The 14,516-nt window shown below is 69.7% G+C and carries 15 protein-coding genes; 13 read left to right on the forward strand and 2 right to left on the reverse strand.

From position 1 onward, the window contains the following. The first annotated feature begins 103 nt into the window (after positions 1–103). The 13 genes from fdhD (at position 104) to ABVN73_RS02585 (ending at position 11,358) form a co-directional block, all read left to right on the forward strand. Positions 104–985 carry a formate dehydrogenase accessory sulfurtransferase FdhD gene (gene fdhD / locus ABVN73_RS02525; protein WP_353858791.1) on the forward strand — a complete coding sequence of 294 codons (882 nt, stop codon included), beginning with the start codon at positions 104–106 and terminating at the stop codon, positions 983–985. After that, positions 975–1,601 carry a molybdenum cofactor guanylyltransferase MobA gene (gene mobA, locus ABVN73_RS02530; protein ID WP_353858792.1) on the forward strand — a complete coding sequence of 209 codons (627 nt, stop codon included), beginning with the start codon at positions 975–977 and terminating at the stop codon, positions 1,599–1,601. The genes fdhD and mobA overlap by 11 nt, the downstream gene beginning before the upstream one ends. Further along, entirely contained in the window at positions 1,598–2,092 is a 495-nt protein-coding gene (locus tag ABVN73_RS02535; RefSeq protein WP_353858793.1) for a DUF3305 domain-containing protein, read from the forward strand. The genes mobA and ABVN73_RS02535 overlap by 4 nt, the downstream gene beginning before the upstream one ends. A 141-nt stretch (positions 2,093–2,233) precedes the next feature. Beyond that, the gene (locus ABVN73_RS02540; protein WP_353858794.1) at positions 2,234–2,836 is read left to right on the forward strand and encodes a DUF3306 domain-containing protein; all 603 of its coding nucleotides are present in this window, start codon (positions 2,234–2,236) and stop codon (positions 2,834–2,836) included. 289 nt (positions 2,837–3,125) lie between these two features. Beyond that, positions 3,126–3,737 carry a molecular chaperone TorD family protein gene (locus ABVN73_RS02545; protein ID WP_353858795.1) on the forward strand — a complete coding sequence of 204 codons (612 nt, stop codon included), beginning with the start codon at positions 3,126–3,128 and terminating at the stop codon, positions 3,735–3,737. A 163-nt stretch (positions 3,738–3,900) separates the two neighbouring features. Then, entirely contained in the window at positions 3,901–4,101 is a 201-nt protein-coding gene (locus ABVN73_RS02550; protein ID WP_353858796.1) for a formate dehydrogenase, read from the forward strand. Between the two features lie 15 nt (positions 4,102–4,116). Then, complete coding sequence (locus ABVN73_RS02555; protein WP_353858797.1) at positions 4,117–7,005, forward strand: formate dehydrogenase subunit alpha; 2,889 nt, start codon at positions 4,117–4,119, stop codon at positions 7,003–7,005. Between the two features lie 21 nt (positions 7,006–7,026). Further along, positions 7,027–7,623: a formate dehydrogenase FDH3 subunit beta gene (gene fdh3B / locus ABVN73_RS02560; protein WP_014239715.1), complete on the forward strand. Its 597-nt coding sequence runs from the start codon at positions 7,027–7,029 to the stop codon at positions 7,621–7,623. Between the two features lie 2 nt (positions 7,624–7,625). After that, positions 7,626–7,814: a hypothetical protein gene (locus tag ABVN73_RS02565; protein WP_353858798.1), complete on the forward strand. Its 189-nt coding sequence runs from the start codon at positions 7,626–7,628 to the stop codon at positions 7,812–7,814. 47 nt (positions 7,815–7,861) lie between these two features. Beyond that, on the forward strand, positions 7,862–8,947 hold the full coding sequence (locus ABVN73_RS02570; protein WP_353858799.1) for a formate dehydrogenase subunit gamma: 1,086 nt from the start codon (positions 7,862–7,864) through the stop codon (positions 8,945–8,947). Positions 8,948–8,958: 11 nt separating this feature from the next. After that, positions 8,959–9,348 (forward strand): hypothetical protein, encoded by a 390-nt coding sequence (locus ABVN73_RS02575; RefSeq protein ID WP_353858800.1) that lies wholly within the window; start codon positions 8,959–8,961, stop codon positions 9,346–9,348. A 100-nt stretch (positions 9,349–9,448) separates the two neighbouring features. Further along, positions 9,449–10,453 (forward strand): WD40 repeat domain-containing protein, encoded by a 1,005-nt coding sequence (locus ABVN73_RS02580; protein ID WP_353858801.1) that lies wholly within the window; start codon positions 9,449–9,451, stop codon positions 10,451–10,453. A gap of 206 nt (positions 10,454–10,659) precedes the next feature. Then, positions 10,660–11,358: a class II aldolase/adducin family protein gene (locus tag ABVN73_RS02585; RefSeq protein ID WP_353858802.1), complete on the forward strand. Its 699-nt coding sequence runs from the start codon at positions 10,660–10,662 to the stop codon at positions 11,356–11,358. 19 nt (positions 11,359–11,377) lie between these two features. Here ABVN73_RS02585 and ABVN73_RS02590 read toward each other — a convergent pair whose 3' ends face one another. Beyond that, entirely contained in the window at positions 11,378–13,465 is a 2,088-nt protein-coding gene (locus ABVN73_RS02590; protein WP_353858803.1) for a HAMP domain-containing sensor histidine kinase, read from the reverse strand. A gap of 207 nt (positions 13,466–13,672) precedes the next feature. Beyond that, on the reverse strand, positions 13,673–14,473 hold the full coding sequence (locus ABVN73_RS02595; RefSeq protein ID WP_353858804.1) for a class III extradiol ring-cleavage dioxygenase: 801 nt from the start codon (positions 14,471–14,473) through the stop codon (positions 13,673–13,675). Positions 14,474–14,516 lie beyond the last annotated feature (43 nt).

Raw genomic sequence — 14,516 nt, forward strand, 5'->3', positions numbered from 1 at the left:
ACCAGGCGCTCGCGCGTCAAATCGGGGTCGCATCGCTTCCGTCTTGCGGGAGCCGATCATCCGCCGCTTGCCCCGGCGCGCAATCTTCCCCACTCTTCCGGTCATGGACCTCTCGGAATTCACCATAAGGCCGGACCCGGCGAATCCCAAGCTGACGGAGCGTGTTTCCGGGCTGGATCAGGACGGGCGCCCGGTGGAGGCGTCGGTCACCGTGGAACGGCCGCTGACGCTGTACCTGAACGGGCAGGAGATCGTCACCATGATGACGATCGCCGACTACCCCGACTATCTGGCGGTGGGCTATCTGCTCAACCAGAACATGCTGAAGCGCGACGACCGGATCACCGGCATCGACTACGACGAGGAGATCGACACCGTCGTCGTCCGCACCGAGCGCGCCACGAACTACGAGCAGAAGCTCAAGAAGAAGACCCTGACTTCCGGTTGTGCCCAGGGCACCGCCTTCGGCGACGTGATGGAGACCTTCGAGTCGGTGCGGCTGAATCCCGACGCGCGGCTGAAGACCTCCTGGATCTACGCCCTGTCGAAGAAGATCAACCTGACCCCCAGCCTGTATCTGGAGGCCGGCGCCATCCACGGCTGCGTGCTCTGCCAGGAGGACCGCCCGCTGGTCTACATGGAGGACGTCGGGCGCCACAACGCGGTGGACAAGGTGGCCGGCTACATGCACCTGCACGGCGTGCCGGCGCACGACAAGATCTTCTACACGACCGGGCGCCTGACCTCGGAGATGGTCATCAAGACGGTGCAGATGGGCATCCCGATCCTGATCTCCCGCTCCGGCTTCACCGCCTGGGGGGTGGAACTGGGGCGGCAGGCCAACCTGACCATGGTCGGGCGGGCCAAGGGCAAGCGCTTCCTCGCCCTGGCCGGCACCGACCGGCTGGACTTCGACGCCGACCCGGCCGCGGTCGGGGACGAGGGCGGACGCCACCAGCGCAAGGGGAGCCGCGATGACGACTGACGGCATTGCCGGCGTGCTGCTGGCCGGCGGCCTGTCGCGGCGCATGGGCGGCGGCGACAAGAGCCTGCGCACGCTCGGCGGGCGCAGCATCCTGGAGCGCATCGTCGCCACGGTGCGCCCGCAGGTCGGGCCGCTGGTGCTGAACGCCAACGGCGACCCGGCGCGCTTCGCCGCCTTCGGCCTGCCGGTGGCGGCGGACGTGGTGGAGGGCTTCGCCGGTCCGCTGGCCGGGGTGCTGACCGGGATGGAATGGGCGCGGGCCAACGCCCCGCAATGCCGCTGGCTGGCCAGCTTCGCCACCGACGCCCCCTTCATCCCCGGCGATCTGGTCGCGCGTCTGGTCGCGGCGGTGGAGCGCGAGGGCGCCGACCTCGCCTGCGCCCGCTCCGACGGGCAGGAGCATCCGGTCTTCGGGCTGTGGCGGGTGGACCTCGCCGACGATCTCCGCCGCGCCATGGTGGAGGAGGACATGCGCAAGGTGGACGCTTGGACCGCGCGCTACCGTCTGGCGGTTGCCGACTTCGCCACCGATCCGGTAGACCCCTTCTTCAACACGAACCGTCCCGACGATCTGGCGGAGGCGGAACGGCTGATGGCGGCTGGACTGGTCCGATGAGCGAGACCCTGAACAAGATCGAGACGATGGCCCTGGGCATCGTGCTGGAGCGCCGCAAGGGCACTAGCGCCTGGGCGGAGTGGGCGTGGCGTCCGGTCTCGGTGATTCCCGGCGCCCCGCCGGTCGACGGCCCCGGGCGCCTGCTGCGCGAGGGGGAGGGCTGGGCGCACTTCCACGCCGCGACCTTGCCGCTGGAGCTGTTCCGCAGCGACACCGAAGGCTACAAGCTCAACCTGTCGCAGGAGCCGCCGCGCCTCTGGGTCGTGCTGCGCCCGGACGAGACGGGCGAGCCGGGGGGCGTCGTGCCCTTCGTCGTCACCGCCTCGGCCCACGAGTGCGAAGCCTATCAGGTGAGCGGCGTGGAGATGGTGGAAACGGTGCCGATGCCGCCGGAGGTCACGGCCCTGGTCCGCGACTTCACCGAGCAGCACCATGTGGACGTCCCCTTCGTGAAGCGCGAGCGCAAGCGGCACTTCCCGAAGCAGGGGTAATGAATTCTTGATGGGGCTCCGGCGCCGCGCCCCCCTCCCAACCTCCCCCCGCTTCGCAGGGGGAGGAGCTGATTCCCTCCCCTGCGGAGCGGGGGAGGGTTGGGGTGGGGGCAAGGTGTGGACCGCCCCGAGACGCACAGCATGACCGACGAATCCTTCCTCTCCCGCTGGTCCCGCCTGAAGCGGCAGCCGGCCGCCCCCGCCCCGGAGCCGGTCCTGGAGCCTCTGCCGCCGCCGGCCGAGGAACCGACCGAGCAACGTCCGGTAGACGCGGCGTCCGAACCGGCCGAGACCGCGCCTGACGCCGTGCATGAGGCCGACGATCCGCTGAAGGACCTTCCCCCCGTGGAGGACCTGACGCTGGAGTCCGATTTCACACCCTTCCTGCGGGCGGACGTGCCGGACGACCTGCACCGGCAGGCGCTGCGCAAGCTGTGGACCTCGGACCCGGTTTTCGCCAACGACGACGGGTTGAAGGACTACGCCGACGACTACGCCAGCCTGTTCACCGGCTCTTCGCCGGTGAAGACGCTCTACCGTGTCGGCAAGGGTTTCCTCGACGCCGCGGAGGAAGCGGCGGAGAAGACCGGGGAGGCGACCAGCGATACGGCCGGCGGGACGACCGCGAACGGCGACGCCGATGAAGACGCGAAAGAAACAGTGTCGCTTCCCGAAGGTTCGGAGCCCGAGCAGCTCCCCTCTGCTTTGCCGGAACCGGACATCGATATGACAAAAATAGCATAGCGCCAGTCCAGCCCAAGTCGCGGTAAGCACACTTCTGAGTCAACCTTTGTTGACAAACGCCGCGAATCTGCCCTTTAATAGCTCGAACCTGAACGTTAAGCCCCTGATATGGCGAGGCTTTTCGCAGGTGCAATATGAGGTTGTCGGTCCAGGGCGTCTCGGGCGCCGGCCCATGACGCCGTGAGCCTGCAACGGGCGAGCCAATGCGCCGCCGTTGTCGCGACGGGTGGGGCCGGGTGCCGGAGTTTGCCGATCTGGTCCTTTTGTCGTGTCGGGAGGGATGAACGCCGTGTCCGTGACCGGTGAACACGATCCGTCGGCCTTGCCGCCGGAGGAGATGCAGCGGGCGCAGCTCTACGCGCTGCTGGCGCATCTGCTTGCCCGCCCGCCCGGCGGCGCGTTCCTGGCGGCCCTGGCGGCGCTGGACGGCGACGCGAGCCCTCTCGGGCAGGCGCTGCGCGGGCTGGCCGACGCCGCCCGCGGCACGGACGCCGCCGCGGTGGAGGAGGAGTTCAACACCCTCTTCATCGGCGTCGGCGGCGGCATCCTGTCCCCCTACGGGTCCTACTATCTCACGGGTTTCCTCCACGAGAAGCCGCTGGCCGAGCTGCGCGGCGACATGGCCCTGCTGGGCATCGCCCGCGCCGACGAGGTGAAGGAACCCGAAGATCACATCGCCGCCCTGGCCGAGATGATGACGGGACTGATCACCGGCGCCTTCGGCGATCCGGCCGATCTGGGGGAGCAGCGTCGCTTCTTCGACCGCCACATCGGCTCCTGGGCCGGCCGGTTCTTCTCCGATCTGGAATCCACGCCGTCCGCCGCCTTCTACCGCGCGGTGGGCACGCTGGGGCGCCGGTATCTGGAGGTCGAGGAGAAAGCCTTCGACATGGCGGCGTGACGGGGCGGCGTGACCGCACACCGGCACCGTCGCCGGACAGACGACAAAACAACGAGACCGGCCCACGACAAGGCCGGTCCGGAAACGCTGAAAACAAGGCCCGGAAACCGGGCGGCACATCGGTCTTCAGTCTCGGGGAAGCCGCGAAGAATAGGGTGAAGCTATGACGGACAAGAAGGAAAAGACCACGCTGGCGCGGCGCGACCTGTTCCGCGCGGCTGGATTGGGCGTCGGCGCGCTGGGCGCCGCCGCCGTGGGCGTCGTGGCGGGTGCGGAGCCGGCGCAGGCCGCCGAGCCCGCCCCCGCCCAGGGCTACCGCGAGACCGACCATGTCCGGACGGTCTACGAACTGAGCCGCTTCTAAGAAGGACCGCCGCACATGCTGACAAAGAAGAAGGCGGCTGCTTCCGGCGGCCGTTCGCTGGCGAAGATGGTTTCCGGCCTGACCGGTAACACCGTCGACCGTCGTTCGTTCCTGCGCACCTCGGGCATCGCCGCCGGTGGCGCCGCCATCGCCGCCACGATGCCCTTCGGCATGGTGAAGAAGGCCGAGGCGGTGACCGCCACCCCCGCCGCGGGCGCGCCGGTCAAGCTGGTCAAGAACGTCTGCACCCACTGCTCGGTCGGATGCACCGTCACCGCCGAGGTGCAGAACGGCGTGTGGATCGGCCAGGAGCCGAGCTTCGACAGCCCGATCAACCTGGGCGCCCACTGCGCCAAGGGTGCGGCGGTGCGCGAGCACGCCCACGGCGACCGCCGCCTGCGCTACCCGATGAAGATGGTGGACGGCAAGTGGACCCGGATCTCCTGGGACCAGGCCATCCAGGAGGTCGGCGACAAGTTGCTGGCGATCCGCGAGAAGTCCGGCCCGGATTCGGTCTTCTGGCTCGGCTCGGCCAAGCACAGCAACGAGCAGGCCTATCTGATCCGCAAGTTCGCCGCCTTCTGGGGCACGAACAACGTCGACCATCAGGCCCGCATCTGCCATTCCACCACCGTCGCCGGCGTGGCGAACGTGTGGGGCTACGGCGCCATGACGAACTCGTACAACGACATCCAGAAGTCGCGCGCGATGTTCTTCATCGGCTCCAACGCCGCTGAGGCCCACCCGGTCTCCATGCTCCACATCCTGAAGGGCAAGGAGCAGAACAACGCCCCGCTGATCGTCGCCGATCCGCGCTTCACCCGCACCGCGGCCAAGGCCGACGAGTACATCCGCTTCCGCCCCGGCACCGACGTCGGCCTGATCTGGGGCATCCTCTGGCACATCTTCGAGAATGGCTGGGAGGACAAGGAGTACATCGCCAAGCGCGTCTACGGCATGGACGAGATCCGTGCCGAGGTCGCCAAGTGGACTCCGGAAGAGGTCGAGAAGGTCACCGGCGTTCCGGGCTCGCAGCTCAAGCGCGTCGCCCGCACGCTGGCCTCCAACCGTCCGGGCACGCTCGTCTGGTGCATGGGCGGCACGCAGCACCACATCGGCAACAACAACACCCGCGCCTACTGCGTGCTCCAGCTCGCGCTGGGCAACGTCGGCGTGACGGGCGGCGGCACCAACATCTTCCGCGGCCACGACAACGTGCAGGGCGCCACCGACTTCGGCGTCACCTCGGACTCGCTGCCCGGCTACTACGGTCTGGCGGAGGGCGCGTGGCGCCACTGGGCGCGCGTCTGGGACGTCCCGTACGAGGACGTGCTGGCCCGCTTCAAGGACAAGAAGCTGATGGAGGCCACCGGCATCCCGGTGTCCCGCTGGTTCGACGGCGTCCTGGAAGCCAAGGAGAACATGGACCAGCCCGAGAGCATCAAGGGCATGGTCTTCTGGGGGCACGCGCCGAACAGCCAGGTCCGCCTTCCCGACATGAAGAAGGCGATGGAGAAGCTGGAGCTGCTGGTCGTCGTCGATCCGTTCCCGACGATGACCGCCGTCCTGTCCGACCGCAAGGACAACTTCTACCTGCTGCCCGCCGCCACCCAGTTCGAGACCGTCGGGTCGCGCACCGCGTCCAACCGCTCGGTCCAGTGGTGCGACAAGATCATGGAGCCGCTCTTCGAGGCGAAGACGGACCATGAGATCATGTATCTGTTCGCCAAGAAGTTCGGCTTCGCCGAGGCGATGTTCAAGAACATCAAGCTCCACGGCAACGAGCCCGACATCGAGGACACGACGCGGGAGTGGAACCGCGGCATGTGGTCGGTCGGCTACACCGGCCAGTCGCCGGAGCGGCTGAAGCTGCACATGCAGCATCAGGCGACCTTCGACAAGACCACGCTGCGCGCCAACGGCGGCCCGTGCGACGGCGACTATTACGGCCTGCCGTGGCCCTGCTGGGGCACGCCGGAGATGAAGCATCCGGGCACCGCCAACCTCTACGACACCTCCCTGCCGGTCGCCGAGGGCGGCGGCGCCTTCCGCGCGCGCTTCGGCGTCGAGCGCAACGGCGTGACGCTGCTGGCCGAGGGCTCCTACCCGGTCGGATCGGAGATCAAGGACGGCTACCCGGAAGTCACCTACGCCATGCTGGACAAGCTGGGCTGGACCGGGGAGCTGACCGAGGCCGAGATGGCCGTCATCAAGAAGATCGGCGGCGAGAAGATCGGTGCCGTGTCCTGGACCACCGACCTGTCGGGCGGCATCCAGCGCGTGGCGATCAAGCACGGCCTGAACCCGCCGGGCAACGCCAAGGCCCGCTGCGTCGCCTGGAACTTCCCGGACCCGGTGCCGGTGCACCGCGAGCCGCTCTACACGCCGCGCCGCGATCTGGTCGCCGAATACCCGACCTACAAGGACACCAAGTCCTGGCGCCTGCCGACGCTCTACAAGTCGATCCAGGACCGCGACGTGTCGAAGGAGTACCCGATCATCCTCACCTCCGGCCGTCTGGTCGAGTATGAGGGCGGCGGCGACGAGACCCGGTCGAACCCCTGGCTGGCCGAGCTGCAGCAGGACATGTTCGTCGAGATCAATCCGTTCGATGCCAACAACGCCGGCATCAAGGACGGCCAGATGGTGTGGGTCGAGGGTGCGGAGCAGGGCAAGGTGAAGGTCAAGGCCATGCTGACCGAGCGTGTCGGCCGCGGCGTCGCCTTCATGCCCTTCCACTTCGGCGGCCATTACCAGGGCCAGGATCTGCGCGCCAAGTACCCGCAGGGCGCCGACCCGATCGTGCTGGGCGAGGCGGCGAACACCGCCACGACCTACGGCTACGACTCGGTCACGCAGATGCAGGAAACCAAGACCACCCTCTGCCGGATCTCGGCGGCCTGAAGACGCTAGGAGTTCATCACCATGGCCCGCATGAAATTCCTCTGCGACGCGGACCGCTGCATCGAATGCAACGCCTGCGTCACCGCCTGCAAGAACGAGCACGAGGTGCCCTGGGGCATCAACCGCCGCCGCGTCGTCACCATCAACGACGGCAAGCCGGGTGAGCGGTCGATCTCGGTCGCCTGCATGCATTGTTCCGACGCGCCCTGCAAGGCCGTCTGCCCGGTCGACTGCTTCTACCAGACCGAGCAGGGCGTGGTCCTGCACAACAAGGACCTGTGCATCGGCTGCGGCTACTGCTTCTACGCCTGCCCGTTCGGCGCTCCGCAGTACCCGCAGGCCGGCAACTTCGGCACCCGCGGCAAGATGGACAAGTGCACCTTCTGCGCCGGCGGCCCGGAGGCCGACAACACGGACGCGGAGTACAAGAAGTACGGCCGCAACCGTCTGGCCGAAGGCAAGCTGCCGCTCTGTGCCGAGATGTGCTCGACCAAGGCCCTCCTGGCTGGCGACGGCGACAAGGTGTCGGACATCTACCGCGAGCGCGTGGTCGCCCGCGGCTTCGGGTCCGGCGCCTGGGGCTGGGGCACCGCCTATCAGATGAAGGCGGGGTCGTAACCGTGATCCGCCGCACCGTCTGTGCGATGACGCTCCTTCTCGTCACCCCGCTTCTGGCGGGGTGCAACGAGGAGGAGCAGGCGCGCCCGATCCATCTGGAGAAGGGCGTCTACCGCGGCCCCGCGGACAGCCCTTTGTCCGCGGATCAGGTCCAGGCGCTCCAGCAGCGCTCGGCCGGCCAGCGTTTCTGAGGGGGGCGTTTCCAATGGGCGCTGTTCTCAAGGGAAGGGCTGACGCAATGACGTCGAATCATTCCAAGGGCGGGCCGGCCAGGGGCTGGCTCCGGTCGCCGTTCCAGATCGTGCTTCTGGGCGTCGTCATGCTGGCGCTGACCCTGGTCATGGCCAACCTCTCCTCCGCGTCGGCGGCGGAGGCGTTCCCGCCGGTCGCCAGCCAGCCGGCGGACGGCACGTCCAAGACCGACATGTGGCGCGGCATCCGCTCCGGGGAGCAGGGCACCGTCTCCATCCCCAACAAGAGCGCCGGCGTGCTGGTGCAGTCGGAAGGGGAGCTGTGGCGCTCGGTCCGCAACGGCCCGCTGTCCACATACGGCGGCTGGGTGCTGGGCGGCATGCTCGGGCTGCTCGTCCTGTTCTTCCTGGTGCGCGGGCGCATCCGGATCGACGGCCAGAAGACCGGCCGGACCATCCAGCGCTTCAACGCCTTCGAGCGGGGCGTGCACTGGCTGACCGCCGGCAGCTTCGTCATCCTGGCCTTCACCGGGCTGAACGTGCTGTACGGGCGCTACACCGTCCTGCCGCTGCTGGGTCCGGAGGCGTTCGCCACGATGACCCAGTACGGCAAGTTCGCCCACAACTACCTGGGCTTCGCCTTCATGCTGGGCATCGTCCTCATCTTCGTGATGTGGGTGAAGCACAACATCCCGGAGCGCAACGACATCACCTGGGCGCTGAAGGCCGGCGGCCTGTTCAGCAAGGGCGTGCATCCGGCGGCGAGGAAGTTCAACGCCGGCCAGAAGGTGATCTTCTGGGCGACGGTGCTGGGCGGGGCGGCGCTGGGCTTCACGGGCGTGCAGCTGCTGTGGCCCTTCTCCTTCGCCTCGATGGCCGACATGCAACTCTACCAGCTGATCCACGCCGCGGTGGCGGTGGTGCTGACCGCGGTCATCATCGCGCACATCTACATCGGCTCGGTCGGCATGGAAGGCGCCTTCGACGCGATGGGCACGGGCGACGTCGAACTCCAGTGGGCGCGCGAGCACCATTCGCTGTGGGTTCAGGAAGTCACGGGCGAGACTCCCGGCCATCATGGGGGCCGTCACGGGGGCCATCACCACGGCCGCCACCGCGCGCCCGCCGAGTGAGGATCCCATCCATGCGTCCCTTCCTGATCGGCCTGCTGCTGGCCGGGGCGCTCGCCGCTCCGGCCACCGCGCAGACCTCTGCCGCAACCTCTCCGGCGGCCAAGCCGGCGGACGAGGTGAAGCGGATCGTCGAGCAGACCTACAACGTGCAGGTCCTGCGCGTGACCGAGGCGGCGTTGGAGGACGGCACCGCCGTCTACAAGGTAGCCGCCATGATGCCGGGGACCGCCGGCAACGCCGCCTTCATGGTCAACACCCTGACCGTCGATGCCGCGACCGGCCTCGCGCTTCCGCCCTTCCGCCACCACGCGGCGGGCTACAGCCTGCCCCAGGGCGGCAGCTACGAGCCGAACCGGACCTCCAACAACCCCGCGGTCGCCCGCGGGCATACTTGGCGCTAAGAATGCCGGGCGCTAAGGACACTTAGCGCGGACACCTGTTACCCCCTGACCGGTGGCTGCGAGGCCGCCGGTCTTTTCCTTTCCAGGAGGTGGTTCGGGCATGGGGAAAGGGCGTCATCCGGGGAACCCGCCGTGCCACGCTCGCCGCCGGCTGCTCACGCTCGCCGCCGCGGCGCCCGCTCTGACCGTTCCCCTGCTGTCCCGCGCCGCCGACCTGATCGGCCACGGCGCCATGGTCAACGCCGTCGCCGTGTCGCCTGACGGCGCCCGCGTCCTGACGGGGAGCTGGGACTATTCGGCCATCCTCTGGGACCTCGCGTCCGGTTCCCAACGCGCCTCCTTCCACGAACACGCCGCCGGCGTCACCGCCGTCGCCTTCCTGCCGGACGGCAAGCGCGCCCTGACCGGCAGCCGCGACGCCGCCATCATCCTCTGGGACCTGGAGAGCGGACGCCCGCTGCGCCGCTTCGAAGGCCACACCGGCACCGTCGCCGGTCTGGCGGTGGCGCCGGACAGCCGCCGCTTCGCCTCCGCGGGCTGGGACTTCGCCATCCGCGTCTGGGACCCGGAGAGCGCCGCCGCGCTTCGGGTGCTGGAGGGGCATGGCGCCAACGTCAACGCCGTGGCCTACACCCCGGACGGCGGGCGGCTGGTTTCCGCCGGCTACGACTTCCAGATCCGCGTCTGGGACGCCGCGAGCGGGCGGGAGAGGGCCGTTCTGGAAGGACATGAGGGCAGCGTGAACGGTCTGGCCCTGTCCCCCGACGGACGGCTGGCCGCCACGGCGTCGAGCGACGAGACGGTGCGGCTGTGGGACCTGGAGGCCGGGACTCTCCTGCGGACCCTCTACGGACACAGCGGCTTCGTCACCTCCGTCGCCGTCTCGCCCGATGGCAAGACCCTGCTGTCCGGCGGGGGAGGGGACCAGCGCGTCCGGCTGTGGGACGCCGCGACCGGACGGCAGCTCGCCTCCTTCCGCGGCCATGAGAAGCCGGTCCTGGCGGTTGCTTTCACCCCGGACGGGCAGGGCGCCCTGTCCGCCGGCTACGACGCGGTGGTCCGCCATTGGGACCTGACGAGCAAGGCGGACGCCGAGCGTCCATGATCCCCTCTCCCGTCCCGGGAGAGGGTGGCCCGAAGGGCCGGGTGAGGGTGGCCCGAAGGGCCGGGTGAGGGTAAAATCAAGAATCCAGGCGCAGATCCTCGGCTGTACCCTCACCCTCCCGCCGCGTTGCGGCGGGTCCCTCCCTCTCCCGGGGCGGGAGAGGGGTACGGGAGGCGCGCACTGTTTCACAAGCGAGACAACCGCCCATGACCAGCCTGTCCCACCCGGCGCAGCGCCGCGCCATCATCGACACCTGCCTCGCCATGAACGGGGCGGGAATCAACCAGGGCTCGTCGGGCAACCTGTCGGTGCGGGTGGAGGGCGGCTTCCTGATCACGCCCAGCAGCCTGCCCTATGACGAGACGGCGCCCGAGGACATCGTGGAGATGGGCTTCGACGGCAGCTATGTCGGCCGGCGGCGGCCCTCGTCGGAATGGCGCTTCCACCGCGACATCCTGAAGGCGCGCCCCGACGTTGAGGTGGTGCTGCACACCCATTCGACCTTCGCCACGGCGCTGGCCGTCCATGGCCGGGGCATCCCCAGCTTCCATTACATGGTGGCGCTGGCCGGCGGCGATTCGATCCGCTGCGCGCCCTACGCCACCTTCGGCACGCAGGACCTGTCCGACCACGCCGTTGCGGCGCTGGAGGGACGGCTGGCCTGCCTGCTGGCCAACCACGGCATGATCGTGCTGGGAAAGTCCTTGAAGGGCGCGCTGGCGCTGGCGGTGGAGGTGGAGACACTGGCCCGCCAGTATCTCCACGCCCATCTGCTGGGCGAGCCGGTCATCCTGCCGCCCGAGGAGATCGCGCGCGTCGCCGAGAAGATGCGCCGCATGAGCTACGGCCTGCCCCCCGACGAGGGCGCCGCGCCGGAGGACACCGCCCGCCCGCGCGAGGCCTGATGGCCAACGGCTCCCGGCGTCAGGAAGCCAGTTGGGCGACGGGGCGCAGGGGGGCGATGGTAACCAGCGGACGCTTGGCCGTCCCGGCGGTGCCGACCTGCAGCGGGCGCTCCTCCGCCGGAGGCTGGTAATAGGCGGGCAGGGCCACCGTGACGCGGGTGCCCTGGCCGGGCTCGCTCGCCACCTCGATGTCGCCGCCCAGCATGGCGGCGTAATGGCCGACCAGGGTCAGGCCGAGACCGGCGCCGCGCCGCTTGGCGCCGCTGCCGCCCTGGCCCGCTCCACCTTGAACGAAGGGCTGGAACAGCCGGGCGGTCTGGCTGGTGGCGAAGCCGCTGCCGCTGTCGGTCACGGTGAAGCGCAGCCAGGGCTCGCCGTCGCGCTCGACCCGCTCGGCGGCCAGCCGGACGGCGCCGCCCTGGGTGAACTTGCAGGCGTTGTCCAGCAGGTTGAGAAGCGCCTGCCGGACCTTGCCGAAATCCGAATACATCTGGCCAAGCGCCGCGGCCTCGGCCTGCAGCGCGACCTCGTTGCCGTTGAGGTCGGCGGCGGGGAGGGTGCGCTCCCGCGCCTCGATCAGCAGCCGGTGAACGTCGAAATCCTGAAGCACGACGTCCATGTTGCCGGCCTCGATCCGGGCATAGTCGAGGATCGCATCGACCAGGGTCAGCATCTGCTCGCCGGTCCACTGGATCTGCTCGATGTCGGTCGCCAGCTCCCCGGCGCCCAGCCGGTGCAGCTCCCCCATAAGGGACTGGCTGGAGGCGACGATCTCGTTGAGCGGGGCGTGAAGCTCCTGCCCGATGTTGACCAGGAAATGGGTCTTCGCCTCGTTGGCGGCGTCGGCGCGCTCCTTGTCGCGCAGCAGCTGGCCATGCCGGTCGGCGGCCTCCTGGCGCTGGCGCTCCATCTCCGCGGTGTTGTCGCGCAGGACGCGGACGGCGCGGGCCATGGCGGCCACCTCGTCCGCCCCGTCGTCCGGCGGCAGGGCGATGTCGGTCCGCCCGGCGGCGAGCGAGGTCACCGCGGCGGCCATGCCGGAGACCGGGCGGGCGACCCGGCGGTTGACGAACCAGACCATCGTCAAGCCCGCCAGCGTCACCCCCAGCGCCGCCCACAGGGCGATGCGCAGGGTGCGCCAGGACTGGTCGGCCAGACCGCCGCGCAGCTCCGCCGCGACGGCGTCGTTGCGCTGGCGGATTTCCGCCGCGTGGGCGGCGACGGCGGCGGCGTTGGGCGTCAGCCGCTCGGCGCGCAGCGCGTCCTCGTCAGCCAGGGAGGACTCGATGCTGTCCAGAACCCCGTCGATGCCGGCCAGCGCCGCCTCCACCTCGTCGATGGTCTGGCGGGTGCCGGGGACCCAGAGGTAGCGGTTCATCTCCGCCAGCTTGGCGCGGGCGTTGCCCAGCTCGGCGCGCATGCGCAGCGAGTCGCGGTCGTCGCGCCGCGCCACGTAGCGGCCGAGATGGTCCTGCATCATCAGGATCGCGACGGTCGCGTCGCCGGCCAGCGCCGCCGAATCGACGCCGCCCGCGTCCTTCAGCCGGCCCAGCCCGGCGCGGATCTGGGAAATCTGCGGCTCCAGCACCGACTCCGTCAGCCGGGCGCGCTCGCCGCGCAGGGCGACCAGCGCCTCGAAACCGCTCCAATAGGCGTCCAGCGCCTTGCGGGCGCCTTCGATCGAACGGCGGTCGGTGTCGTCCTGCGCCATGCCGGCCAGCGCCGTCATCCGCTCCAGCAGTCCGTCGCGGCGCAGCCCGGCGTCGAGCAGGCTCTGCTGGTCGCCCTCGGCGAGGTGGTCGCGGACCGAGACCTCCAGGTCGCGCAGCCCGATGTCCAGGTCGGCGGCGGTCTGGGAGGCGTCGGCGTGGCTGGAGAAGGTGCCGACCTCGCGGCTGACCCCGTAGAGCGAGGCCACCCCGATCAGCGCGAGCAGAAGGACCAGAGCCAGGACCACGCCGAAGCCCAGCCCGACGCGCGCGGCGAGCGTCATCTCATCCAGGCGGCGCAGCAGGCCGAGCCCCGGAAGGGAGCGCGTGGGGCGGGCCGGGGCACCGAGGGGGGAGGGGGCGTCGCCGGACCGGGGCAGGGTTCCGTTCCGCTTCACGCCACGCCCCGTACGCGCTGTCGTTGGTAAGCCACGAGATCCGGCCGAAGGTTGCGGGCGGGAAAAGCCCGGCGTTGTCAGAAACCCCTCCGTGTGCACGGACGGGTGGCGCGGATTGTAGCTTGGCGAGGCAACGGCGCAAACAGACAAGTGCGAAAGGTTCAGCCCCCTTTAAACATCACCCTTTTGAACAACGGCGTCGTCGTTTCAGACCGTGCCCTGGAAGGCGTAGGCTTGCATGCCGATGCTGCCGTGCTCGAACCCGGTGTGAAGCCGTTCCGTCCGCACCGCGTTCCCGGCGGCGCCGAAGGCCACGGGCAGGGGCAGGAAATGCTCGTCGGTCGGGTGGGCCGCCTTGGCCTGCGGGCAGAGCGTCTTCCAGCCGGCCAGCGACGCCTCGTCGCCCGCCGCCAGCACCCCGTCGAGCCAGCCGGCGAAGTCCTCCGCCCAGCCGGCGGCGTCGCGCTCGCCGAAGCGGAAATCGCCGAGATTGTGGACGGCTCCGCCGCTGCCGAGGACCAGAACGCCCTCCTTCCGCAGGGGCGCCAGGGCGCGGCCCAGCGCGATGTGGTCGGCGGCGGTGGCGCCGGGCTGGACGGACAGCTGGGCGACCGGGATGTCGGCCTCCGGGTACATCAGCATCAGCGGCACCCAGGCCCCGTGGTCGAGCCCCTGGCCGGGGTCCACCGCGGCGCCGGTCAGCGCCCGCACGCGGTCGGCCAGCGCCGGGGCACCGGGGGCCGCGTAGCGCATCGCGTAGAGGGCGCGGGGGAAGCCGTAGAAGTCGTGGATGGTGTCCGGCTGCGTGGCCCCGCTGATCGCCGGGGTCTGGGTCGTCCAGTGCGCCGACACCGCGATCACCGCGCTCGGGCGGCCCAACCGCTTGCCCAGAACGGCCAGGAAATGGCGGCCGGGCGAATCCTCGATGATGAGGGTGGGGGCGCCGTGCGAGACGAAGACGCTGGGGAAGGGGGAGGGGATGGCGGTGGCCGGCTGGGTCGTGGTCATGGAAGGGACTCCGGGTTGCCCGACCATTCGACCAAAGAAAAAC

The organism is Azospirillum formosense (assembly GCF_040500525.1).
In the GTDB taxonomy this organism is placed as follows: Bacteria; Pseudomonadota; Alphaproteobacteria; order Azospirillales; family Azospirillaceae; genus Azospirillum; species Azospirillum formosense_A.